The organism is Bifidobacterium sp. wkB338 (assembly GCF_003688325.1).
Taxonomy (GTDB): Bacteria; Actinomycetota; Actinomycetes; order Actinomycetales; family Bifidobacteriaceae; genus Bombiscardovia; species Bombiscardovia polysaccharolytica.
Window position 1 is genome coordinate 56,003 of the sequence record NZ_NPOR01000001.1, and the last position, 20,745, is coordinate 76,747.

Sequence of the window (20,745 nt, forward strand, 5' to 3'; positions counted from 1 at the left end):
CGATCCTTTTCGCTAAAATGCCCGCCCCGGGCGTCAGTCAGCTGCCAGAGCCTTGCGCTGAGCGGCCTGAAGCTCCTTGTTCCCCTTGGATGCAAGGTCCAGCAAAAGGCCGAGCTCTTGACGGCTGAAGGGGCGATGCTCCGCCGTTCCCTGTATCTCTATGAAATCGCCGGAGCCTGTCATTGACACGTTCATATCAGTCATGGCCCGGCTGTCTTCCAAATAGGGAAGGTCCAGCATGGGCTTGCCATCGATGATGCCCACCGAGACGGCCGAGACGCAATCCTTGGTCACCTTGTCGGCGCTACGGATGTGATGGTGGTCCTGGGCCCATCTGAGGGCATCGACCATGGCTACATAGGCGCCGGTGACTGAGGCGGTACGAGTGCCGCCGTCGGCCTGAAGCACGTCGCAGTCAAGCTGAATCTGATTCTCGCCCAGAGCCTTCATATCCACCACACCGCGCAGGCAACGGCCTATCAGCCGGCTGATCTCCTGGGTGCGGCCGCCGACCTTTCCCCGGACCGATTCTCGTGCAGTCCGGTCGCTGGTGGCCCTGGGAAGCATGGCATACTCGGCCGTAACCCAACCCAGGCCGGAGTCCTTGCGCCAACGGGGCAGCGTCGGGGTAAAGGAGGCGGTGCACATAACCCGGGTCTTGCCACACTCGATCAGCACCGATCCCTCAGGAGCCTCCGTCCAATGCCTGGTGATGACGACCGGTCGCAACTCATCAGCCGCCCTGCCGTCAGGCCGCAGCACGGCACCCTCCTGGAGCATGTCCTTGATAGCAACCATCAGTGATGATCCTTTCCGTTCCGCCCAGGCTCCCCTGGTCTGGTCCCCATTATTCCGTCAGCCGTCTACCGATCAATGGTCAGCGGTGTCTTTGCCGGCAGGATGCGATCGATCAGGAAGATGACCAGCGATAGGGCGAAGAAAACGACCAGGTACTCAGCCAAGTTGACCATCAATTGGGCCCAGCCCAGGTGTCCGAGGTCCAAGAAGGCATAGGGGTAAGGGTTTCCGCCCGGCTCCGGTCCTGAATGAGGCCAAATGGCGGCCCTGATCAGCACAAAAGCTACGTAGAAGGGGAAATAGATCAGCCAGGTCAGTACGTTGTGCCAGTGGAAACGACGATGAGGGTCGAACAAGAGGAAGTCCACCGATGCCAGGATGGGACTGATGACGTGAATCATCCATGTGGTCCGGATGCCCAGGACCAGCTTGTAATCCGTGCTGTTCAGCCCCAGAACCAGAATGGCCACCAGCCCGGTGATGACAATGTAGAGCGTCAGGCAACCTTTGAGCCAAGCTGGAGGCTGGATGCCCTTGAGCAGGGTGGCCGCTCCGGCCCAGAGCATGACCAGGCCTAAGGCGATATTGGTCTGGAAGGTAAAATAGACCCACTTATTGCCGATCCCCAGCAGCCAGGCCTCGTAGGTGCCGCCCAGGCAGAAAAAGGCGATCAGCAATCGGTAGATGCCCACAACGAATCTCATGCGGACCAGCTTATCCCGACCTTGGGAGGGCAGGGCGAGCCAGGTGGTCAGAGGATTAGACTGGGTGCCAACCAAGGGCTTTTCCACCCACAAAGGGGAAGATATGAACGCCGAAAACAACAGTAGGGACACCGGAACCTCCACGGCTCTGATGACCGATATGTACGAATACACCATGCTGGACGCCGCCTTGCAGGACGGCACGGCCGGACGCCAATCCGTCTTCGAGGTCTACACCCGACATCTGCCGGCAGGACGCCGCTACGGGGTGGTAGCAGGCACTGGGCGGATTCTGGATGCGCTGGCGAATTTCCACCCCAGCGAGGATGAGCTCCGCTTTTTGTCCGACCGTCACATCGTCAGCCAGACCACCATCGACTGGTTGGAGCACTTCCGCTTCACCGGTACCATACGCGGCTATCGGGAGGGCGAGATATTCTTCCCCGACTCCCCCATTCTGCAGGTCGAAGGCAGTTTCGGCGAGTGCACCCTGCTGGAGACCCTGATCCTGTCCATACTCAACTACGACTCGGCTGTGGCATCGGCTGCCTCCCGCATGGTCACCGCAGCCAAGGGCCGGCCCTGCATGGACATGGGCGCGCGCCGGGCCAACGAGTATGCGGCCGTGGCGGCGGCCAGAGCGGCCATAGTCGGCGGATTCCAAGGAACCTCAAACCTGCTGGCAGCCAAAGAATACGGTTTCAAGGCCATCGGAACCGCAGCCCATTCATTCACCCTCCTGCATGACAGCGAGCGCGAGGCCTTCCAAGGGCAGATTCAGGCTCTAGGCAAGGGAACCACCCTGCTGACAGACACCTACTCCATCGAGGAGGCCGTAAGGACGGCCGTCGAGGTAGCCGGACCAGAGCTGGGAGGGGTCCGCATCGACTCCGGAGACCTGGGCTCGCTGGCCCAGCAGGTCCGCGCCCAGCTGGACTCACTGGGAGCCACCAAGGCCACCATCACCGTCACCAACGATCTGGACGAGTACGCCATCGCCTCCCTGCAGGACGCTCCGGTTGATTCCTACGGGGTGGGCACCATGCTGGTCACCGGTTCGGGAGCCCCCACCTGCGCCATGGTCTACAAACTGACCGAGCGGGAGAACTCCGACGGGGTTATGCAGGCCGTCGCCAAGAAGTCGGTGGGCAAGGCTTCGGTGGCGGGGCGCAAGCTGGCCTACCGTTCCTACCACAACGGAGTGGCCGACGCCGAGCATGTGATCGCGGGTGCCGAGCAGGCTCTGGCAGCCTATAGGCCTGAGGAGGACTGGCGGGATTTGCTGGTCACCTACGTGGATCACGGCCAAAGCAGGCCAGAATACCAAGGTGGGCAGGCCGTCCTGGATGCCCGGGAGCATCGGGCCAAGGCCCTTGAGGAAATGCCCATCAACGCCCTGAGCCTGATGAAAGGCGAACCGGTCCTGCCCACCATAGTGAGGAGCATCTGATGAGCGTGCAATCCGAAACCTACCAGCCCGACCCGAGCCGATACGATTCCACAACCTACCGGCGCTGCGGCGACAGCGGCCTGAAACTGCCGCCCATCTGCCTGGGCTGCTGGCACAACTTCGGCGACACCACGTCCCTGGACCGTATGCAGGAGCTATGCACGACGGCCTTCGACCACGGCATCACCCACTTCGACCTGGCGGACAATTACGGGCCCGGACCAGGCGCCGCCGAGCGCAACATGGGAATCATCCTGCGACGGTGTTTCAGCCACCACCGCCAGGAGCTGGTCATCTCCACCAAGGCCGGTTATGAAATGTGGCCTGGCCCTTATGGGGACCTCGGCTCACGCAAGCATCTGTTGTCCGGACTGGACCAGAGCCTAAAACGGCTGGGACTCGACTATGTGGATATCTTCTACCACCACCGCCCCGACCCGGACACGCCTCTGGAAGAGACCATGGGCGCCCTGGCCCAGGCGGTCACCAGCGGCAAGGCCCTCTACGTAGGACTGTCCAACTACGACGGGCCGACCATGAAGCGGGCCTCGGCCATCCTGACCGAGATGCACGTTCCCTTCGTCATCAACCAGAACCGCTATTCCATCTTCGACAGAACCATCGAGGACAACGGTCTCAAACAGGCAGTGCTGAAAGAAAGAAAGGGACTGATCACCTTCAGCCCGCTGGCCCAGGGACTGCTGACCGACCGCTACCTGCATGGGATTCCCGAGGACAGCCGGATTCGTGCCGACGGTCGCTTCCTCAAGGAGTCCGCCCTGACCCCACAGCGGCTGAAGCAAATCCAGGCGTTGAACGACCTGGCACGTCAACGCGGCCAGAGTCTGGCAGAAATGGCCCTGGCCTGGCTGCTCAGGGACCCCGCAGTCACCTCGGTGCTCATCGGCGCCTCCAAGCCCGAACAGATCCTGGACAATCTCAAGGCCGTCCAATCGGCCAATTTCAGCCAGGAAGAGCTGGAGACGATCGATCGGATCGCCCTGGGCAAGCAGTCCTGAAGCAGCCTGGACCGCTAGGTAGCGACTAGTGGCTGCCGCCGGTCATCTGTTCGTAGATGCGCTTGCAGTCCGGGCAAACCGGATACTGGGAGGGGTCATGCTTGGGCACCCAGACCTTGCCGCAGAGGGCTACGACAGGCCGGCCGGTCAGCTTGGACTCGGCGATGCGCTCACGGGAGACGTAGTGGGCGAACCGGTCGGCATCCCCCTGGTCGTTCAGCCGGGTTTTCTCGGCGGTCTCGGTGTCCGGACGGTCCAGAACGGCCGTACCGGTGCCCTGGTCGGGGTTCTGCTCCCGCTCCGGATCCTCCATGCGAATGCTCTTGCTTGCAGTCATGACATCTATGGTACGGCGGCGAGCTGCACGTTCGCTCCCTATGACGCGCTACGCTGAGAATCATGACTATCGCTGTATGCCCTGGCTCATACGATCCGGTCACTTCCGGCCACATGGATGTGATCGAACGTTGCGCCTGCTTCTTCGAGACGGTCCACGTGGTTGTGGCCGTCAACGCCGCCAAGACCCCCATGTTCAGCGAGCAGGAGCGAGTGGCCATGATCCGCCGGGCCCTGGACGAGGACGGGTATCCGAACATCACCGTAGCCTCTACCGATGGCCTGATCACCGACTACTGCCGTAAGGTGGGCGCCTCGGTCATCGTCAAGGGCCTGAGGCAGAACGGGGACTATGAGGCCGAGCTGGGTATGGCCCTGGTCAATCGCAAGCTGTCCGGGGTGGAAACGCTCTTCCTGCCAGCAGATCCGGTGCGGGAGCACATCTCCAGCACTATCGTCAAGGACGTGGCCAGACACGGAGGGGACATCACCGGTATGGTCCCCGACAGCGTCGTGAACGCACTGATCAGTACATTGCACAGGGACACAACGCACACGGAAAAGAGCCAATGATGAACGAGCAGACCCAGGAAAGGGACGATGACGAGCCTATCGATGACTCGACCAGAGCAAGCGCTCCCAGGCACGCAGTCGACATGAAGGACCTGCCCGACCTGCAGGAGGATAGAAGCGAGAGCGGGAATCCTCGATCGGAATTCACCACCGTCTATGACATCATTGACCGGATCCAGGCCGTGCTGGATGAGGCCAAGGCCCCCATTTTCAGCCCGGGACTGGTCAAGGTGGACCGAGACGAGCTGTCCGACGACCTCAACGAGCTCAAGAAAATGCTGCCAGTCCAACTGGAGCGGGCCTCGGCGCTCATGAGGGAGGCGGAGCGTCGGCTGAACACGGCGCAGACCCAGGCCAACGCCACCATATCCGATGCCCAGAGTCGTGCTGCGGACATCGTCAAGGAGGCCGGCGAGCAGGCACGCTTCCTGGCCGGCCAGGAGAATGTGGTGGCCATAGCCCGGCAGAATGCCCAGACCATCATTGACACGGCCCAGGCCCAGGCAGATCGTCTGGTCCAGGGAGCCAATGGCTATGCCGCCCAGGTCATGGGCGAGCTTGACACCCAGCTGGACAAGATGGGTCAGGATGTGCGTGCCGGCCTGGAGGTTCTCCACCAGCGTGAGCAAGAGGCGGCGCGTAGCATGAACGCGTCAGCTCCGGACCAAGGAGAGGAGACGCAGGGATGAGCAGACCGGAGGATTCCCCCTGGGCGGTTTCAGTGGCTCAGGTGTCGACGCGAGCAGGGCAGAGCACCCGGGTGGACCGTGATTTTCCAGCCCCGGAAGGCATCGGCGACCAGGTAGTGGGCATTCCAGCTGGGACACCTGTACATGTAGAGGGCGATATCGACTCCCTGGTGGACGGCCTTTTGTTGCAGGCCCACATCAGCGTGCCTTTGAACACCGAATGCACCCGCTGCCTGAGGCCCGTCAATACCAGCATCCAGGACGATCCGGTGGTCTTCTTCCCCTACAAGGAGCCCGAACCAGAGCCGACCCATGGCAAGGAGGAGATTCTGGCCGAACAGGAGGAGGCCAGCGGCCAAACTTATCCTCTGGTCAGCGGAGGCGCCTTCATGGATTTGGAGGCCCTCCTGCGCGACACCCTGGTGGAGGCCCTTCCCCTGCAGCCCCTGTGCCGACCCGACTGCCGGGGTCTGTGCCCCCAGTGTGGCATGGATCTGAATGACCATCCCGATCACCACCACGAGATGATGGACGATCGCTGGGCTGCCTTGGAAGGATTGAAGCAGCGTCTGGAGCAGGAGGAGAACCCCGGCAGCGACGGCCAGACTGGCGAATGACCGGAGGTTGCGGTAGACTGCTCTACGCTTAAGCTCGAAGTATTCGATCGAAACAGAGGACAATATGGCACTGCCAAAGTACAAGACCTCGCGCGCCAACACCCATTCCCGGCGCGCCAACTGGAAGACCCAGGCCGCCGCTACGGTGACCTGCCCCAACTGCGGAGCTCCTGCGCTGCCGCACATGGCATGCCCCAGCTGCGGCATGTACCGCGGGCGCGTCTACCGCGACGCCATTCGCTCGCAGTTCAGCAAGTGAGCCGATCGGCGATCGACACGCAATGAGAGAACCCCGGCCATCGACGGGTGGCAGGGGTTTTTCCATATCATCAGACGGCAAGGTCAGGAAGGACCACAAAGACCATATGCAGCAGGAGGAACAGGAGCAAGTGGATTCCGGCAACCAGGCGGCTGAGGAGCTCTTCCAGGCCCTGGGCGGCAGGATCAGCCCGGAGCTGCTGGTGCACGCCCTGACCCATCGCTCCTTTGCCCATGAGCACCCAGGCATGCCCAACAACGAACGGCTGGAGTTCCTGGGCGACGCGGTTCTGGAACTGGTGGCCACCGAGACCCTGTACAAGGTCCATCCGGACATGACCGAGGGCCAGCTGGCCAAGATGCGGGCCAAGGCAGTCTCCGAGGAGGCCCTGTCGGCCATAGCCCGGGAGAAGCTGCATCTGGGGCAGTATATTCTTCTGGGCCGAGGAGAGAGCGAGAATGGCGGAGCCGACAAGGACTCCATACTCTGTGACACCGTCGAATCGCTGATCGGGTCGGTCTTTCTTGAACACGGCATCGAGGGAGCTCGGACTACCGTCCATACCCTTCTTGACGACACTCTGGCCGAGGTAGCCACCGAGGGGCCTGCGCTGGATTGGAAAACCTCAATCACCGTGAAGGCCCACAAGCTGGGCTTGGGCGAGCCCCGGTACACCATGGCGGTTTCCGGGCCGGAATACGCCCAGGTTTTCACTGCCGAGCTGCGACTGGCGGACGGCGGGACCGTGATCGGCAAGGGCCGGGCCAGCAGCAAGCGTAAGGCCCAGCTGGCTGCTGCCGCCCAGGGATGGAAGCAGCTGGACAACCAAGATCTGCTTGCGACCCTGCGCGCCGAGCAATCATCCTGAAGTTTCTGTAGAAATTCCGACATGCGGTACTGCGCCAACGCCCCGACCAGACCCCTGTTTAGACTATGGGCATAACCCGGAGGCACGCCGTCACGAACGGCATAGGTGCTTCCTCCTGATCGGAATTCGTCCGCCCACCCCGCCGACGCTCCGACAGGTTCGTATTTCGACATGCACGGCCGCAGGTCGGCGCGCAGTCTGGAGGTCGAGAGGAAACATGAGTCTGCCGACACCTCTGCAAGCGTTCAGCTCAGTACCCAAGAACTGGGACCATGACGACAAGGATGTCCCTGCCCAGGGCGAACCCATGACGGGAGCCCAGGCGCTTATTCGGTCCCTGGAGGATTTGGGGGTCACCCAGGTCTTCGGCGTTCCAGGAGGGGCCATTCTGCCTGCCTACGACGCCATTGACGAACAAGTGCGCTTCAACTTCACACTGACCCGCCACGAGCAAGCCGCGGGGCATGCTGCCGAGGGCTACGCCGTCTCCACGGGCAAGGTGGGGGTTTGCCTGGTGACCTCCGGACCTGGAGCCACCAATATGGTCACCCCCATAGCCGATGCCATGATGGACTCGGTTCCCCTGGTGGTGGTGACCGGCCAGGTGGGTGTGGACTCCATCGGCACCGATGCCTTCCAGGAGGCCGACATCGTGGGCATCACCTACCCGGTGGCCAAGCACTCCTATCTGGTGACCAAGGCCCAGGACATCCCCCGGGTCATGACCGAGGCCTACCACATCGCCCGCTCGGGAAGGCCTGGCCCGGTAGTGGTGGATCTGAGCAAGACGGCTCAGAACGGCAAAATGCTCTACTCCTGGCCCCAGGAGATGATCCTGCCCGGCTATAACCCGGTGACGCGGGCCCATGGGCACGTCCTGGATGATGCTGCCCGGCTCCTGGTCCAGTCACACAGGCCGGTCCTGTATGTGGGCGGCGGCGCAGTCCGGTCAGATGCCCGTCGACAGGTCCAGGAACTCGTTCGAGCCACCGGTGCCCCCATGGTCACCACCCTGCCCGCACGAGGCATCGTGCCCGACTCCGATCCAGCAGTTCTGGGAATGCCCGGCATGCACGGCACGGTGGCCGCCAATGGGGCCATCCAACACTCCGACCTGCTGGTGGCAGTGGGCACACGCTTCGACGACCGGGTGACCGGCAGCCTGGAGGACTTCGCTCCGGTGGCCCGGGTCATCCACATCGACATCGACCCGGCCGAGATCGGCAAGAACCGGCAGGCAGACGTACCCATCGTCGGGGACGTGGGCCAGGTGCTGGACGACCTGATCCCGGCGCTCAAGGCAGCCCAGCGCACCTGGGGCAAGCCCGATCTCAAGCCCTGGTGGCGGCTGATTGACGGCTGGCGGCACGACTACCCCACCACTTTTGAACCCAGCCCAGACGGCACCCTAGCCCCCCAGTGGGTGGTTCAGACCTTAAGCAACAAGGCCGATCCGAATACCATCTGGGTATCCGGCGTGGGCCAGCACCAGATGTGGGCCAGCCAGTTCATCGACTTCGAGCGCACCCGCTCCTGGGTCTCCTCCTGCGGACTGGGGACCATGGGTTACGGCCTGCCCGCTGCAATAGGAACAGCAATCGGCACCAGGGAAGAGGAAGATCCGCGGCCCGTCTGGCTGATTGACGGGGACGGCTCCTTCCAGATGACCTCCGAGGAGCTGGCCACGGCCGGGCAGGCGGGACTGCCCATCCGCATCGCCATACTCAACAACTCTGTCTACGGCATGGTCCGTCAGTGGCAGACCCTCTTCTACGGCAGCCACTACTCCCAGACCAACCTGGAGGACGGCGGCGCAAAGCCCACGGACGGCAACGGCATCCCCGACTTCGTCAAACTGGCCGAGGCCTATGGCTGCCTGGGACTGCGGGCTTTTACCCAGGAGCAGGCCCTGGAGGCCATCGATAAGGCCAACGCGGTGACCGACCGGCCGGTCCTGATCGACTTCCGTGTCTGGAAGGATGCCATGGTATGGCCCATGGTCCCGGCAGGCGCCTCCAATGACACCATCATCTATAAGCCTGGCGTGCAGCCCCTGGCCGGCATCCGTCCGGAGCAGGAGCAGTCCGAGCCGCATGAGCAGACCGGAGCCGATCGAGCAGCCATGGCCAGCGACGCCGCCGGTCGTATGAACAAGTAGGAAAGGGGCACCACATGGCCAATTATCCAGCATCCAAGCCCGGTTCCGAACGACACACTCTTTCCGTCCTGGTCGAGAACCGCCCCGGCGTCCTGGCCAGGGTGGCCGGCCTGTTCGCCCGGCGCGCTTTCAACATCAACTCACTGTCAGTCTCGTCCACTGAACGGGACGATATCTCCCGGATCACGGTCACAGCAGACGTGGAGGCCGTTCCCCTGGAGCAGATCATCAAGCAGCTCAACAAGCTTCTGCATGTGCTCAAGATCGTCGAGCTCAAGGGCGATGAGGCCGTGGAGCGCGAGCTGGTCATGATCAAGGTCAAGGCCAACGAACGCAACCGCTCCGACGTGCTGGAGATTGTCAAACTCTTCCGCGTGCGCGTGGTCGACGTCCACCCCGAGTCCCTGACCATTGAGGCCACCGGGGCCGAGGGCAAGTTGGAAGCCCTGCTGCGGCTGCTGCGGCCCTTCGGCATCATCGAACTGGTCCGGTCGGGCGCCGTGGCCGTCACGCGAGGTCCCCGGGCCCTGAGCGAGAAGGTGTTGGGTTCGCAGATCACCGGCCGCTGACTCATCCTCAAATCCTAGAAGGTGGTGCCCATGACTGACGATGTAATGGAAGGAATGAGCCGGACGGGCCGAATCGAATGGGAGCGGATGGTATCCGGCCAGGTCTATCAGGACACCCACCCCGACATCGATCGCCAAAGGGAACGGGCCGAAAGCCTCTTCATGGAATACAACAGGACCGGCCCCGGACAGAAGCAGAAACGCCGAAGGATTCTGGAAGACCTGCTCGGCCAAGTGGGGCAGGATGTCGTCATCAACCCGGACTTCAGATGCGAGGTAGGCTGCAACATACGGATCGGCAGTCAGACTCTAATCAATTACGACGCCGTCATGCTGGACAACGCCCCGATCACCATAGGCAGGAACGTGTGGATAGGCCCCGGCGCAGGGCTCTTCTGCACCAACCATGCCCTGGACTATGAGGAGCGGAAGGCTGGTGCCTGCCAGGCCCGACCCATCGAGATATGCCAGGGTGCCTGGCTGGGTGGTCACGTGGTCGTCCTGGGAGGAGTGCGGATTGGCCGTGGAGCCGTCATCGGAGCGGGGTCTGTCGTGACTCATGACATACCGGAACAGGTAGTTGCGGTCGGCAACCCCTGCACTGTCCTTCGACCTATCACCGATGCGGACAGAACCGGTTATCTGGACAGAATTCGTCAGCGGGACCAGGAGAACGACCAGGACCAATAATCCCCCTTCCCTGAAAAGCCCACAGCTCATTCCATCCAAGGCTGGCGGTAGATTGAGGAATCATGCCCATCTATGATCTCGGTCTGGAACACGTCGCTCTATCCTTTGCCACCAAAATCATCTTTACGGATGTGACGCAGGGCATCTTCGAGGGTGATCGAATCGGCATCGTGGGCCGAAACGGCGACGGCAAGTCCACCCTGCTGCACCTGCTGAAAGGGACCCAGGAACCGGATCAGGGCCGGGTGACCATGCGCAATGGACTCACATTCGGCATGCTGGACCAGCGCGATCCCCTGAAGGACGAAGACACGGTCCGCAAGGCGGCCTTGGAGAACCGACAAGATTACGAGTGGGCCGCCGACCCCAGATCCCGCGAAATCGTCGAGTCCCTTCTGGGTGGCATGGAGCTGGAGGCCAAGGTGGGCACCCTGTCCGGCGGTCAGCGCCGCAGGGTGGATTTGGCACGGCTGCTGCTCCAGGATTGGGACATCCTGGCCCTGGATGAGCCGACCAATCATCTGGACCTGCTCACTATCCACTGGCTGGCCGAGCACCTGAAGAACCGCTGGGCCAAGAATTCCGGAGCCCTACTGCTGGTCACCCACGACCGCTGGTTCCTGGACGAGGTCTGCACCTCCATGTGGGAGGTGCATGACGGAACCATCGACCCCTTCGAGGGCGGCTACAGCGCCTACATGCTCCAGCGGGTGGAGCGCGAGCGTCAGGCGGATCTGGCCGAGACCAAGCGCCGGAACCTGGCCCGCAAGGAACTGGCCTGGCTGACCCGAGGCGCCCGGGCCCGATCGACCAAGCAGAAGTTCCATGTCAAGGCCGCGCAGGAGCTGATCGCCGACGTGCCACCCATGCGCAACAGCCTGGAACTCAAGCGGATGGCCACCTCCCGCCTGGGCAAGCAGGTGGTGGACCTGGTCGACGTAACCAAAATCTATCCGGGAACCGACTCCGATGCCGCCGAAGGCAATGACGACCGGGTCCCCTCCCCTCATGCCGAGCGTCCTCTGATGGGCTCAGTAACAGTGGCTGCTGATCCCGACAAGGATGGCGAAGACGGCCAGAACCGTCCGGGCACTGCAGCGGCCGACACCCTTACCATCAGTGGACACAAGGTCCTGGACGACGTGACCTGGCTAATCGGCCCTGGCGACCGATTCGGCATCGTAGGCGCCAACGGAGCAGGCAAGTCCACTCTGCTGGGTCTGATTGACGGCAGTGTGTCTCCCACGGCAGGACACGTCAAGGTCGGCAAGACGGTCCGCTTTGCGGTGCTGACCCAGCGTCTGGATGAGTTGGAGAAACTGGGCCGCTATCGAATCAAAGAGGTCCTCAGCCGCTACAAGCCCACCTATCTGGTGGAAGGCAAGGAGGTGTCCCCGAGCCAATTGATGGAGCGCCTGGGCTTTGAAAGCTCCCAGCTGATGACCAGAATCAGCGACCTGTCTGGCGGGCAGAAGCGCCGTATGCAGCTCCTGCTCATCCTACTGGACGAGCCCAACGTGCTGATCATGGACGAGCCAGGCAACGACCTGGATACCGACATGCTGGCCGTCATGGAGGACATGCTGGACTCATGGCCGGGCACCCTGATTGTGGTCTCCCATGATCGCTACCTGCTGGAGAGGGTGACCGACCAGCAGTTCGCGTTGATCAACGGCAAGGTTGTTCATCTGCCCGGCGGTGTTCAGGACTACCTGGATATGGTCGAGTCTGCCGACCGGGAGGCTGCGGATGCTCCAAGTCAGACATCAGCCAAGGAGGCTGGGAATCCCAATCAGGCCAAGGCCGAACGAGTTGCCAGACGAAATCTGAGCAAGCAGGCATCCGCCATCGAACGCAAGCTGGCCAAGCTGGCCGATCAGCGCAAGGAACTTGAACGGCAGATGGCTGAGCATGACCCTGGCGACTACCAGGGCCTCAACGAGCTCAACAGCAAGCTTAAGGATTTGACCGGGCAGTCGGACCAGCTGGAGGAAGAGTGGCTGACCATCGGGGAGGAGCTGGAGTAGCCTCAGGCGGCAGCCAGCTGAGCGGCCTGGGTCGAGCACCGGGCCGCAAAGGCGGAGAAGATTGCGTCGGCCAGAGGCTGCATCTGCGGCATCCCTTTGATAAATTCGTCGCGCATTTTAGCGATCTTGGACTTCTTGATCGTGCCGACCATGCTGGGCACCTGCATCCACTCCTCGAAGATGGGTGCCGTCACCTCCAGATGGAACTGCAGACCCAGGGCCGACCCCAGCCGAAAAGCCTGAACCTTGGTGGCCTGGGAGCGGGCCAGCAGCTTGGCCCCCGGCGGCAGGGTGACCTGGTCGGCATGCCAGTGCAGCACATCCGTGTTTTTGCTCCACATGGCCACGTCGTCGTCCTGCCCCACCCAGCGGATGGGTCCCATGCCGTATTCGGGATCCTGGTCCTTCATCAGGGTGCCTCCCAGGGCCCGCGCCAGAATCTGATGACCCAGGCAGATTCCCAGAATGGGCTTGTTGGCAGCCATCGCCGCCTTAGCCAGCTTGGTCTCCGCCTTGAGTCCGGGGTGTTGCGCGTAGTCATCGGCCGACATGGGCCCGCCCATGATGACCAGCCCCGCCAATTCACGCGAGCGCGGCAGCTTGGGCTTCTTCTCATCCACGATATTGGTGATCTCGGTGTCCAGCCCGCACTCCTGAAGATTGTCGAGAATGCGACCCGGCTTTTCCCAATCCACATGCTGGAGTACCAGCACCCTAGGTTTCGCCATGATTCCATTCTTGCACACATGACGTCGGACCGGGTCTGCGGGCTCGGCATTTCCCCTTGGACGGTCAGTAAGCCTTGGTAGGCTCAAGGATATGGATACGAGTTCGCAACCGCATGATTCCAAGGCTTCAGTCAGCCTGGCCGCAGCTGGTCTACGTCTGTATGACACTGCTGATCACCAGGTGACCCCCTTCAGCCCCATTGAACCGGGCAAGGTCGGCATCTACGTGTGCGGAGCCACGGTACAAAGCTCGCCCCACATTGGCCATATCAGGACCACCCTGGCCTTCGACGTGATCCGACGCTGGCTGCTCAGGCTGGGATACCAGGTGACCCTGATCCGGAACGTGACCGACATTGACGACAAGATCCTGGCCAAGGCGGCGGCCAACGGCCAGCGCTGGTGGGAGCGGGCTTACATCTACGAGCGTGAATTCACCCATGCATACGAGACCATGGGAGTCCTGCCGCCCACTTACGAGCCCAGGGCCACCGGGCACATCCCCGAGATGATCGACCTGATCCAGCGCATCATCGACCACGGCCACGCCTATGTGGTGCCCGACGAGCAGGGCCGACCATCAGGCAACGTCTACTTCGACGTGGCCTCCTGGCCTGAGTATGGTGCCCTGACCCACCAGCAGACCGGTACCCAGCCCGCCGACGAGCAGGCCGCCGCCAACGACCGGCTGGGACCCAGCATCGACACCGATGGGCAGAATACCGATGCCGAGGAGGAGCCAGGCAAGCGTGACCCCCGTGACTTCGCACTTTGGAAGGCACCCAAACCCACCGATCCGCCCACGGCCCGCTGGCAAACCCCCTTCGGCACAGGTCGGCCAGGCTGGCATCTGGAATGCTCGGCCATGAGCCACCGCTATCTGGGTGCGGATTTCGACATCCATGGAGGTGGTCTCGACCTCCGATTCCCCCATCACGAGAACGAGATGGCCCAGTCGCACGCGGCTGGCTGGGGATTCGCCCATCGATGGATGCACACGGCCTGGGTGACCCAGAAGGGCGAGAAGATGAGCAAGTCCCTGGGCAACGGGCTGTCCGTGGACCAGGTGTTGTCCCAGCACCCAGCCTGGGTGGTGCGCTACGCTCTGGTCTCGGTGCAGTACCGGTCCATGCTGGAATGGTCAGACCAATCCTTGCAGGAGGCCGAAGGCGCCTACGAGCGCATCAGCAACTTCGTGGACCGGGCCGGTCGGATCCTGGGAGCACAGCCCGAGCGTGACCGCGTGACTGGACTGGACGCGGACGATCTGCCAGAAGACTTTGTGCAGGCCATGAATGACGACATCAACGTCTCTGGCGGCCTGGCTGCCCTCTATGCGCTGATTCGGCAAGCCAACGCGACCATGGATGCGGACCCGGCTGCCCTGGATCGGAAGTGGCTGGCTAATGCCCTGCTCCAGGTCAGAGCCATGCTGGATGTCTTCGGACTTGATCCACTTGATCCCCACTGGGCAGGAGCCGCAGCCGTCAGTGACAATCGGGCCATGAACACCTTGGATGCCTTGGTAGGCCAGCAGTTGCGGGAACGCGATCAGGCGCGTAAAGATCATGACTTCGCCCGGGCCGATGCCATCCGGGACCAGCTGACGGCGGCTGGTGTGGCCGTGGCAGATACACCAGCTGGCAGCACCTGGGACCTGAGCCGCTGAACCCATGTCCGACATACGCGATGTCGCCAGAAGGGCCGGGGTCTCGGTCAGCACAGTCTCTTATGCCTTTTCCGGCAAGCGTCCCGTCTCTCCGGGAACTTACCGGCGGATCATGCAGGCCGCCGATGAACTGGACTACGCCCCGGATGCAGGCGCCCGGATGCTGCGGGCCAAGCGCAATCAGATTGTCGCTCTGAGCGCCCCGCTGCGACCCGGTCAGAACCGGGCCTCCTATGCGGACTACTTCATCGAGATGGCCAGCTGCGAGCATGACCGTAGCTATGACTCCCTATTGTTAACTGCCGAGAATGGCGTCGAAGATATCCGGCGGGTCACTCGTAGCAATCTGGCCGACGGCGTGGTTCTGATGGATCTGGTGGACGATGACATCCGCGCCACCCAGGCCGCCTCGTATGGACGCCCCTGCGTGGCACTGGGGCTGCCTCGGCAGCACACAGCATGCGCCTGCGTGGATCTGGACTTCGACCTGATGGGTCGTATGGCGGTGGAAGCCATGGCCGAAGCGGGACGCAAACGTCTGCTCTTTCTGGAGGATCTGGAGGGCGAATACCGGCGCGGGTCCGGCTTCCGCCTTATCCTGCTACGCAGTCTCAAGACCTGGGCCAGCCGTCTGGGCATGGATCTGCAACTTGAACCGGGACCTACCGGCAGCGATCTGGCCTACACCCAGCAGGTGCTGAACATCATCCATCATGACCGCATTGATGGCCTGATAGGCCAGATCCGCCCCTCCCTGCTCGACACCGTGGTGGTCCGCATGCGCTCAGACGGCATAAGCATTCCCGATGACGTGGCTGTTCTGTCCTGCGCCGCAGGCAAGACCAGCCCCACTCTTGAACTTCAAGGCATCTCTGAGATGCCGCTTACCCCCCGCTCGCTGTGTGCCAAGGCTGCGGATCTGCTGACCCAGGCTGTAGAAGAGGGAGCCTCACTGGCCGGTCGGGTTCAACTGGAGCGACCCACGTTAATCGACCGAGCTTCCATCAGCCGATAGAAGCTGGAGACCCCCCAGAGCCGCTCAACGGGGACGACGGTCCCGCTCCCCTGTCTCCAGCACATCTTGCGGGAAGGGCTGGTGGGGCTCCTGCTGGTACCAGTAAGCCACACTGGCCAAGTCATCCTGACGTTCGAAGTAGCCCTGTTCGTCCACGCCTATCTGCTGCAAGGTCACCTTGATATCGCTGCTGAAAATAATCGGGTCGGGGATGTGCCAACGGTAGAACCCCCTGGTCACCGGGGTGTCGGCATCCCAGTACTGGGATTCGCGGTTGTCCAACCGCCTGGAGTGGAAGGGAAATCCCATGTAGGCCCCACTATAGGTGACCTCGTGCATCCGGCCATCCGGGTCCTGCCCGGCAAAGCTCCAGGCACCGCCGAAGTAGTCCTCGCTTCCCGTGGAGCACCAGGTGGGATAGTCCTTGTCTCCGTCCAGGTAGACCTTGACCTCGCCTTCCCCCCACCAGCGGCTCTCCAGAGCGGTCAAAGCCAGATAGGTGCCCACGTATGAGCCCCGGCCATGCACCCCATCCAGGATCACATAGTCCTGGCCAAGTTCGGTGACCCGCTGACGGCGCCACTGGGCATGGAAGGTCATGACCTCCTCGGGCAGCTCGTCCTTCTCCACATAGTCGATCTGGTAGAAGAAGGCCTCAATGGGTTCGTTGTGCCGGTTGCGCAGGACAATCCGGGCCCCGTCATGGAAGGGCATGGGCCAATAGCAGTTGAAGCCCCGGCGCGGGTAGACGGCCACAGGCACGGACTCCACTCTGCAGGCCTGGGCGTGACCGCAGCAGAAGAAGTCGCCCAAGGGCACGCAAACCGAGGGTGTCTGCTCGCCATCCCAGTAGCATTCCAGGATCAGATTGCGCAGGACGTTGGGCCCGGTGGGCGAGGTGGCATCGGTCACGGTCATCCAGATATGGCGGATCTCGCCCGCGCCGGACAGGTCGGCCAGAACCATGTCCTGCCCGGGAGGAATGTTCTTGAGACAGGGGGTCCCCTTTCTGGATGGACCGAGATTGCTGGCTGTCATGGCCGCTCTGCCTTTGCCTCCCCGAGGGTTCTCGGCGTTGATGCAGCGGGTGCGGTCCGCGGATGGGCGGGTCAGCGCCTCAAGACCGTTGGTGATGTTCGGCATGGTCATACCCATGGTTGTGATTGCCTTTCATATTCGGGCCGCCCGTTCCCCTCCTCTGCCTTCTTGCAGCGGGCGGCCATGTTCAGTGTACTTGTGCAGCGGCGGTTACTTGACAGCGCCCGCCACTATTCCCTGCGAGAGCTTCCTCTGGAAGAAGATGAAGAAGATGATGGTGGGAATGATGCTGAGCAGGGAGGCGGAGGCCAGGTCGGTGGCGGCCATGGTGTGCTGCCCCTGCATGGTGGCCAAGGCCAGCGGGATGGTCTGCGTCTTCTCGCTCATCAGGAAGGCCATGGGAATCATGTACTCATTCCAGGTCCAGATGAAGAAGAAGACGAAGAGGACGCTGATGGTCGACCAGGACACCGGCAGTACGATCTTGCGCAGAATCTGCCAGCGCGAGGCCCCGTCGACGGTGGCCGCCTCCAGGATGGCCTGGGGGAAGGTCCCGTAGACCGAGGAGAGCAGGTAGGTGCCGTAGGCGCTCTGGATGATGGTGAAGATGATGATGATGGACCACTGGGAGTTATAGAAGCCCATCCACTTGAACATGACGTAGAGCGGGTAAAGCAGGGCCTCCTGGGGAACCATGTTGGCCAGCATGATGAACAGGAGGATGACCGTGTTGCCCTTGACCCTGCCGATGCCCAGGGCGAAGGAGTTGAGGACCGAAAGCAGGACCCCGACCACGGCAACCACCAGGGAAATCAGCAGGGAGTTGCCCAGTTTGAGCGGGAAATTGCTCTTGTTCCAGAATGAGATGATGCCGTCCATGCTGAAGTGGGCGGGCACCGACAGGGGGCCCGTGGCGTTGTAGTCAGCCGTGGTCTTGAAGGCGTTCAGGACCAGGATCAGCAAGGGGAAGAGCATGATCACAGCTCCCGCGATGAGCAGGATCAGACCGGCCCAGTTCCCCCAGGTGCGGATTCTACGGGCGTGCCGGGAGGACACCCGGGCGTCGGCTTGCAGTGTAGCTTGATTATTCATGATGTGCTTCCTAGCCTTCCTCAGGCGATGCTCTTTTGCACGCGCTTCTGCACAATGGTGAAGACGATGGAGAAGATGACGATGACCACGGTCAGGGATGTCGAGATGGCGGCGCCGTAGCCCACCTGCTGCACCTGGAAGAACTGGTTGTAGGAGTAGTAGGAGGGAACCATGGTGGAGGTGCCGGGCCCGCCCTTGGTCAGCAGATAGACCGGAGCGAAGGTCTTCAGAGCGCCGATGGTGGAGGTGAGGATGACCACCAGCAGCTCGGGAATGATGGAGGGCAGGGTGATGACGCGGAACTTCTGCCACCAGTTGGCCCCGTCCAGGCTGGCCGCCTCGTAGAGCTCGGGATCCACCCGCTGCAGTCCGGACATGAAGATGACGATGGGATAGCCCAGCTGGATCCAGATCAGGATGACCATGAGGATGGGCAGGGCCGTTGTAGTCGAACCCAGCCAGTTGTGGGCCAATCCGCCCAGGCCGATCTTGGTCAACAGGTCGTTGACCGCACCGTCTTCAGGCCGGAAGATCCAGCCCATGATGATGGTGGCCACGGCCACAGGCAGAACCTGGGGCAGGTAGTAGAGGGCCCGCAGGGTCGAGGAGGTATGGGGGCCGAACTTTTTCTGGATCACGTCAGTCAGGGCCGAGGAGATCAGTAGGCCCAGGACCGTGGGAATGATGACGATGGCCACGATGATCCAGAGGGTGTGCCCGAAGGAGACCCAGAAGGTCGAGTCGCCCATGAGCCGTCGCCAGTTGCGCAGACCCACCCATTTGGTCGGCCCCACCCCCCTCCAGCGGGTGAAGCTCAGGTAGATGTTCCAGAAGATGGGCACGATGACGATGGCCACAATGCCTATCAGACCGGGAATCAAATAAGGGACGAACCGCGAGGGCGCACTGCCCGGGATTCGGGACTGCGCCTTTTTCCTGCTATGTGTGTCAGACATGCTTGTACTCTCCTTGGCGGATTGACGCAGCTCAGTCGTCATCCAGATCGAGCTGGGCGACGCCGTCGTCGTAGTTCTTATGCAGAGTGTCCAGAACCTGGTCGGGGCTCTTGGTACCGTTGACCAGCTCCTGGAAGGCGGCCGGCATGGCGTCGGTCAGGTTGGGCGCGGGGTAGTCGGGATAGTAGCTCATCCGGCTGGCGTCCGATGCTTTGGTGTATTCATTGACCAGGTCACGGCTCTTGGGGTTGGTGATGGCGTCCGTATCGGCCGCCACCGGCACGCCGCCCTTGTTGCCGATGTAGTTCTGAACCTCCTTGGACAGGACCACGTTGATATAACGGGCTGCGGCATCCTTGCGCCGGGATTTCTGCGGGATGACCAGCAGATTACCCGCGCAGCCCTCGACCATCTTGGCCCCTGGGAAGATGGATGCCGTCCAGTCGAAGGCCTTCACCTGCTCGATGAAGCGGGTCTGGTTCCAGGTGCCGGTCTGGTAGATGGGATAGGTCCCCTTGATGAATGCCGTGGTCGTGTCTTCGGCCTTCATGCCGGTGGCGTTCTTGGAGATGTATCCCTTGTCGATCCAGTCACGGATGGTATTGGTGGCGAAGGTCAGTGGCTTGCTGCGCCAGTTGACTGGATGCTTGTAGAGCTGCCAATCATCGACGAATCGGGCATCGGCCTTGGTCATGGCCAGCTGCCACCAGAGCCAAAGCACCCCGTATTCCTGGGCATCGGCCGCTATGGGCGTGACCCCGTGGCTCTTGAAGGCCTTGAGGGCTGCCACGAACTGGTCAAAGGTTTGCGGGATGGGGATCTTGTACTTATCAAAAAGGTCCTTGTTGTAGTAGACGCGCTGCATCTCCGCGTAGGAGGAAACCCCGTACCAGGTATTCCCGTCCATGACGCCGCGCTTGTCGTACTTGCCCACTGCTGCTGCCTGGCCGCGCACCTTCTTGTCCCAGCCGTACTTCTGCACATAGGGCTTGAGGTCGGTCAGCAGCTGCAGGGTGGACAGAACCCCAGCCGAGCCGTTGCCACGATTGGACTCCATGACGTCCGGGGCGTCGTCCGAATTAAGGAACTGGCTGCCGTTCTGGGCAATCTGAGTGAAAGACTTGACCTCGAAATCCACCTTGATGCCGGTCTGGCGGGTAAAGATATCTGCAGCTTTCAGCCAACCCCGGGCCTGACCGCTGCTGGGCTCCTCGTAGTACCAGATTTTGATGCTGGACGGATGGGCTTCCTGGGGAGCATCGCCCCCCGATCCGCAGGCCGCCAGCGGCAGGATCGACATGGCCAAGGCCAAGGCCGCTCCGATCCCTCTTCTGATCTTCATGATGGCTCCTAACTTCCTTGCATCCTTGCATCCATCTACTGCGATTCAACGTGTCGAAAGGTTTCGACTTCGGGCGGATTGCAGGGCACTGACCATCTCCGTCGATGCACCCGAGATGTCGAATCGTTTCGACTCAGTATAGAAGCCG

At 62.0% G+C, this 20,745-nt stretch carries 21 protein-coding genes; 13 read left to right on the forward strand and 8 right to left on the reverse strand.

All coding sequences use genetic code 11. The features are described 5' to 3' along the window. Positions 1–33 precede the first annotated feature (33 nt). Both rph and CI603_RS00250 read right to left on the reverse strand, forming a co-directional pair. Positions 34–798, reverse strand: coding sequence for a ribonuclease PH (gene rph / locus CI603_RS00245; protein WP_046322477.1), 765 nt, complete (start codon positions 796–798; stop codon positions 34–36). A gap of 65 nt (positions 799–863) precedes the next feature. Beyond that, positions 864–1,502 (reverse strand): Pr6Pr family membrane protein, encoded by a 639-nt coding sequence (locus CI603_RS00250; RefSeq protein WP_046323644.1) that lies wholly within the window; start codon positions 1,500–1,502, stop codon positions 864–866. Positions 1,503–1,605: 103 nt separating this feature from the next. On the opposite strand from CI603_RS00250, the gene CI603_RS00255 reads away from it, so the two are divergent. Continuing rightward, positions 1,606–2,952, forward strand: coding sequence for a nicotinate phosphoribosyltransferase (locus CI603_RS00255; protein WP_046322476.1), 1,347 nt, complete (start codon positions 1,606–1,608; stop codon positions 2,950–2,952). After that, positions 2,952–3,971, forward strand: a complete 1,020-nt coding sequence (locus CI603_RS00260; protein WP_121912572.1) for an aldo/keto reductase — start codon at positions 2,952–2,954, stop codon at positions 3,969–3,971. Before CI603_RS00255 ends, CI603_RS00260 begins: the two co-directional genes overlap by 1 nt. 25 nt (positions 3,972–3,996) lie before the next feature. Here the strand turns inward: CI603_RS00260 and CI603_RS00265 are convergent, their stop codons facing one another. Further along, entirely contained in the window at positions 3,997–4,308 is a 312-nt protein-coding gene (locus CI603_RS00265; protein WP_024627652.1) for a DUF3039 domain-containing protein, read from the reverse strand. Positions 4,309–4,370: 62 nt separating this feature from the next. Between CI603_RS00265 and coaD the strand changes: the two genes are divergently transcribed. The 9 genes from coaD to CI603_RS00310 all read left to right on the forward strand — a co-directional run bounded on the left by coaD (position 4,371) and on the right by CI603_RS00310 (position 12,757). Next, a complete protein-coding gene (gene coaD, locus CI603_RS00270; RefSeq protein WP_110424875.1) occupies positions 4,371–4,880 on the forward strand; it encodes a pantetheine-phosphate adenylyltransferase in 510 nt (169 codons plus the stop codon). Beyond that, the gene (locus tag CI603_RS00275; protein ID WP_110424874.1) at positions 4,877–5,569 is read left to right on the forward strand and encodes a cell division protein; all 693 of its coding nucleotides are present in this window, start codon (positions 4,877–4,879) and stop codon (positions 5,567–5,569) included. Before coaD ends, CI603_RS00275 begins: the two co-directional genes overlap by 4 nt. Then, a complete protein-coding gene (locus tag CI603_RS00280; RefSeq protein ID WP_121912573.1) occupies positions 5,566–6,186 on the forward strand; it encodes a DUF177 domain-containing protein in 621 nt (206 codons plus the stop codon). The genes CI603_RS00275 and CI603_RS00280 overlap by 4 nt, the downstream gene beginning before the upstream one ends. Positions 6,187–6,250: 64 nt before the next feature. After that, a complete protein-coding gene (gene rpmF / locus CI603_RS00285) occupies positions 6,251–6,445 on the forward strand; it encodes a 50S ribosomal protein L32 (RefSeq protein WP_015021378.1) in 195 nt (64 codons plus the stop codon). Between the two features lie 106 nt (positions 6,446–6,551). Beyond that, positions 6,552–7,313 carry a ribonuclease III gene (gene rnc, locus CI603_RS00290; RefSeq protein ID WP_121912574.1) on the forward strand — a complete coding sequence of 254 codons (762 nt, stop codon included), beginning with the start codon at positions 6,552–6,554 and terminating at the stop codon, positions 7,311–7,313. A 217-nt stretch (positions 7,314–7,530) separates the two neighbouring features. Then, positions 7,531–9,471 (forward strand): acetolactate synthase large subunit, encoded by a 1,941-nt coding sequence (locus CI603_RS00295; protein WP_121912575.1) that lies wholly within the window; start codon positions 7,531–7,533, stop codon positions 9,469–9,471. A 14-nt stretch (positions 9,472–9,485) separates the two neighbouring features. Continuing rightward, positions 9,486–10,040: an acetolactate synthase small subunit gene (ilvN, locus tag CI603_RS00300; RefSeq protein WP_015021375.1), complete on the forward strand. Its 555-nt coding sequence runs from the start codon at positions 9,486–9,488 to the stop codon at positions 10,038–10,040. A 30-nt stretch (positions 10,041–10,070) separates the two neighbouring features. Further along, positions 10,071–10,730, forward strand: coding sequence for a sugar O-acetyltransferase (locus CI603_RS00305; RefSeq protein WP_121912576.1), 660 nt, complete (start codon positions 10,071–10,073; stop codon positions 10,728–10,730). A 62-nt stretch (positions 10,731–10,792) separates the two neighbouring features. Continuing rightward, on the forward strand, positions 10,793–12,757 hold the full coding sequence (locus CI603_RS00310; protein WP_121912577.1) for an ABC-F family ATP-binding cassette domain-containing protein: 1,965 nt from the start codon (positions 10,793–10,795) through the stop codon (positions 12,755–12,757). A 2-nt stretch (positions 12,758–12,759) separates the two neighbouring features. Here CI603_RS00310 and CI603_RS00315 read toward each other — a convergent pair whose 3' ends face one another. Further along, the gene (locus tag CI603_RS00315) at positions 12,760–13,485 is read right to left on the reverse strand and encodes a type 1 glutamine amidotransferase (RefSeq protein ID WP_121912578.1); all 726 of its coding nucleotides are present in this window, start codon (positions 13,483–13,485) and stop codon (positions 12,760–12,762) included. A gap of 91 nt (positions 13,486–13,576) precedes the next feature. Between CI603_RS00315 and cysS the strand changes: the two genes are divergently transcribed. Further along, positions 13,577–15,154, forward strand: a complete 1,578-nt coding sequence (gene cysS, locus CI603_RS00320; RefSeq protein WP_121912579.1) for a cysteine--tRNA ligase — start codon at positions 13,577–13,579, stop codon at positions 15,152–15,154. A 4-nt stretch (positions 15,155–15,158) separates the two neighbouring features. Next, positions 15,159–16,169 carry a LacI family DNA-binding transcriptional regulator gene (locus tag CI603_RS00325; RefSeq protein WP_121912580.1) on the forward strand — a complete coding sequence of 337 codons (1,011 nt, stop codon included), beginning with the start codon at positions 15,159–15,161 and terminating at the stop codon, positions 16,167–16,169. A 24-nt stretch (positions 16,170–16,193) separates the two neighbouring features. Here CI603_RS00325 and CI603_RS00330 read toward each other — a convergent pair whose 3' ends face one another. The 4 genes from CI603_RS00330 to CI603_RS00345 form a co-directional block, all read right to left on the reverse strand. Beyond that, positions 16,194–17,318 carry a glycoside hydrolase family 172 protein gene (locus tag CI603_RS00330; RefSeq protein WP_259465430.1) on the reverse strand — a complete coding sequence of 375 codons (1,125 nt, stop codon included), beginning with the start codon at positions 17,316–17,318 and terminating at the stop codon, positions 16,194–16,196. 99 nt (positions 17,319–17,417) lie between these two features. After that, a complete protein-coding gene (locus CI603_RS00335) occupies positions 17,418–18,299 on the reverse strand; it encodes a carbohydrate ABC transporter permease (protein ID WP_046322455.1) in 882 nt (293 codons plus the stop codon). A 20-nt stretch (positions 18,300–18,319) separates the two neighbouring features. Beyond that, entirely contained in the window at positions 18,320–19,255 is a 936-nt protein-coding gene (locus CI603_RS00340) for a carbohydrate ABC transporter permease (RefSeq protein WP_024627639.1), read from the reverse strand. 31 nt (positions 19,256–19,286) lie between these two features. Next, a complete protein-coding gene (locus tag CI603_RS00345) occupies positions 19,287–20,597 on the reverse strand; it encodes an ABC transporter substrate-binding protein (protein ID WP_121912582.1) in 1,311 nt (436 codons plus the stop codon). Between the last annotated feature and the right edge of the window lie 148 nt (positions 20,598–20,745).

What these genes read in the sequence shown, in the direction of transcription:
- CI603_RS00330 (WP_259465430.1), bottom strand. Translation starts at nt 17,318, where the DNA reads ATGACCATGCCGAACATCACCAACGGTCTTGAGGCGCTGACCCGCCCA.
- CI603_RS00340 (WP_024627639.1), bottom strand. Translation starts at nt 19,255, where the DNA reads ATGTCTGACACACATAGCAGGAAAAAGGCGCAGTCCCGAATCCCGGGC.
- rnc (WP_121912574.1), top strand. Translation starts at nt 6,552, where the DNA reads ATGCAGCAGGAGGAACAGGAGCAAGTGGATTCCGGCAACCAGGCGGCT.
- CI603_RS00280 (WP_121912573.1), top strand. Translation starts at nt 5,566, where the DNA reads ATGAGCAGACCGGAGGATTCCCCCTGGGCGGTTTCAGTGGCTCAGGTG.
- CI603_RS00295 (WP_121912575.1), top strand. Translation starts at nt 7,531, where the DNA reads ATGAGTCTGCCGACACCTCTGCAAGCGTTCAGCTCAGTACCCAAGAAC.
- CI603_RS00345 (WP_121912582.1), bottom strand. Translation starts at nt 20,597, where the DNA reads ATGAAGATCAGAAGAGGGATCGGAGCGGCCTTGGCCTTGGCCATGTCG.
- CI603_RS00265 (WP_024627652.1), bottom strand. Translation starts at nt 4,308, where the DNA reads ATGACTGCAAGCAAGAGCATTCGCATGGAGGATCCGGAGCGGGAGCAG.
- CI603_RS00255 (WP_046322476.1), top strand. Translation starts at nt 1,606, where the DNA reads ATGAACGCCGAAAACAACAGTAGGGACACCGGAACCTCCACGGCTCTG.
- rph (WP_046322477.1), bottom strand. Translation starts at nt 798, where the DNA reads ATGGTTGCTATCAAGGACATGCTCCAGGAGGGTGCCGTGCTGCGGCCT.
- CI603_RS00250 (WP_046323644.1), bottom strand. Translation starts at nt 1,502, where the DNA reads ATGAGATTCGTTGTGGGCATCTACCGATTGCTGATCGCCTTTTTCTGC.
- CI603_RS00275 (WP_110424874.1), top strand. Translation starts at nt 4,877, where the DNA reads ATGATGAACGAGCAGACCCAGGAAAGGGACGATGACGAGCCTATCGAT.
- CI603_RS00260 (WP_121912572.1), top strand. Translation starts at nt 2,952, where the DNA reads ATGAGCGTGCAATCCGAAACCTACCAGCCCGACCCGAGCCGATACGAT.
- CI603_RS00335 (WP_046322455.1), bottom strand. Translation starts at nt 18,299, where the DNA reads ATGAATAATCAAGCTACACTGCAAGCCGACGCCCGGGTGTCCTCCCGG.
- ilvN (WP_015021375.1), top strand. Translation starts at nt 9,486, where the DNA reads ATGGCCAATTATCCAGCATCCAAGCCCGGTTCCGAACGACACACTCTT.
- CI603_RS00315 (WP_121912578.1), bottom strand. Translation starts at nt 13,485, where the DNA reads ATGGCGAAACCTAGGGTGCTGGTACTCCAGCATGTGGATTGGGAAAAG.
- rpmF (WP_015021378.1), top strand. Translation starts at nt 6,251, where the DNA reads ATGGCACTGCCAAAGTACAAGACCTCGCGCGCCAACACCCATTCCCGG.
- cysS (WP_121912579.1), top strand. Translation starts at nt 13,577, where the DNA reads ATGGATACGAGTTCGCAACCGCATGATTCCAAGGCTTCAGTCAGCCTG.
- CI603_RS00325 (WP_121912580.1), top strand. Translation starts at nt 15,159, where the DNA reads ATGTCCGACATACGCGATGTCGCCAGAAGGGCCGGGGTCTCGGTCAGC.
- coaD (WP_110424875.1), top strand. Translation starts at nt 4,371, where the DNA reads ATGACTATCGCTGTATGCCCTGGCTCATACGATCCGGTCACTTCCGGC.
- CI603_RS00305 (WP_121912576.1), top strand. Translation starts at nt 10,071, where the DNA reads ATGACTGACGATGTAATGGAAGGAATGAGCCGGACGGGCCGAATCGAA.
- CI603_RS00310 (WP_121912577.1), top strand. Translation starts at nt 10,793, where the DNA reads ATGCCCATCTATGATCTCGGTCTGGAACACGTCGCTCTATCCTTTGCC.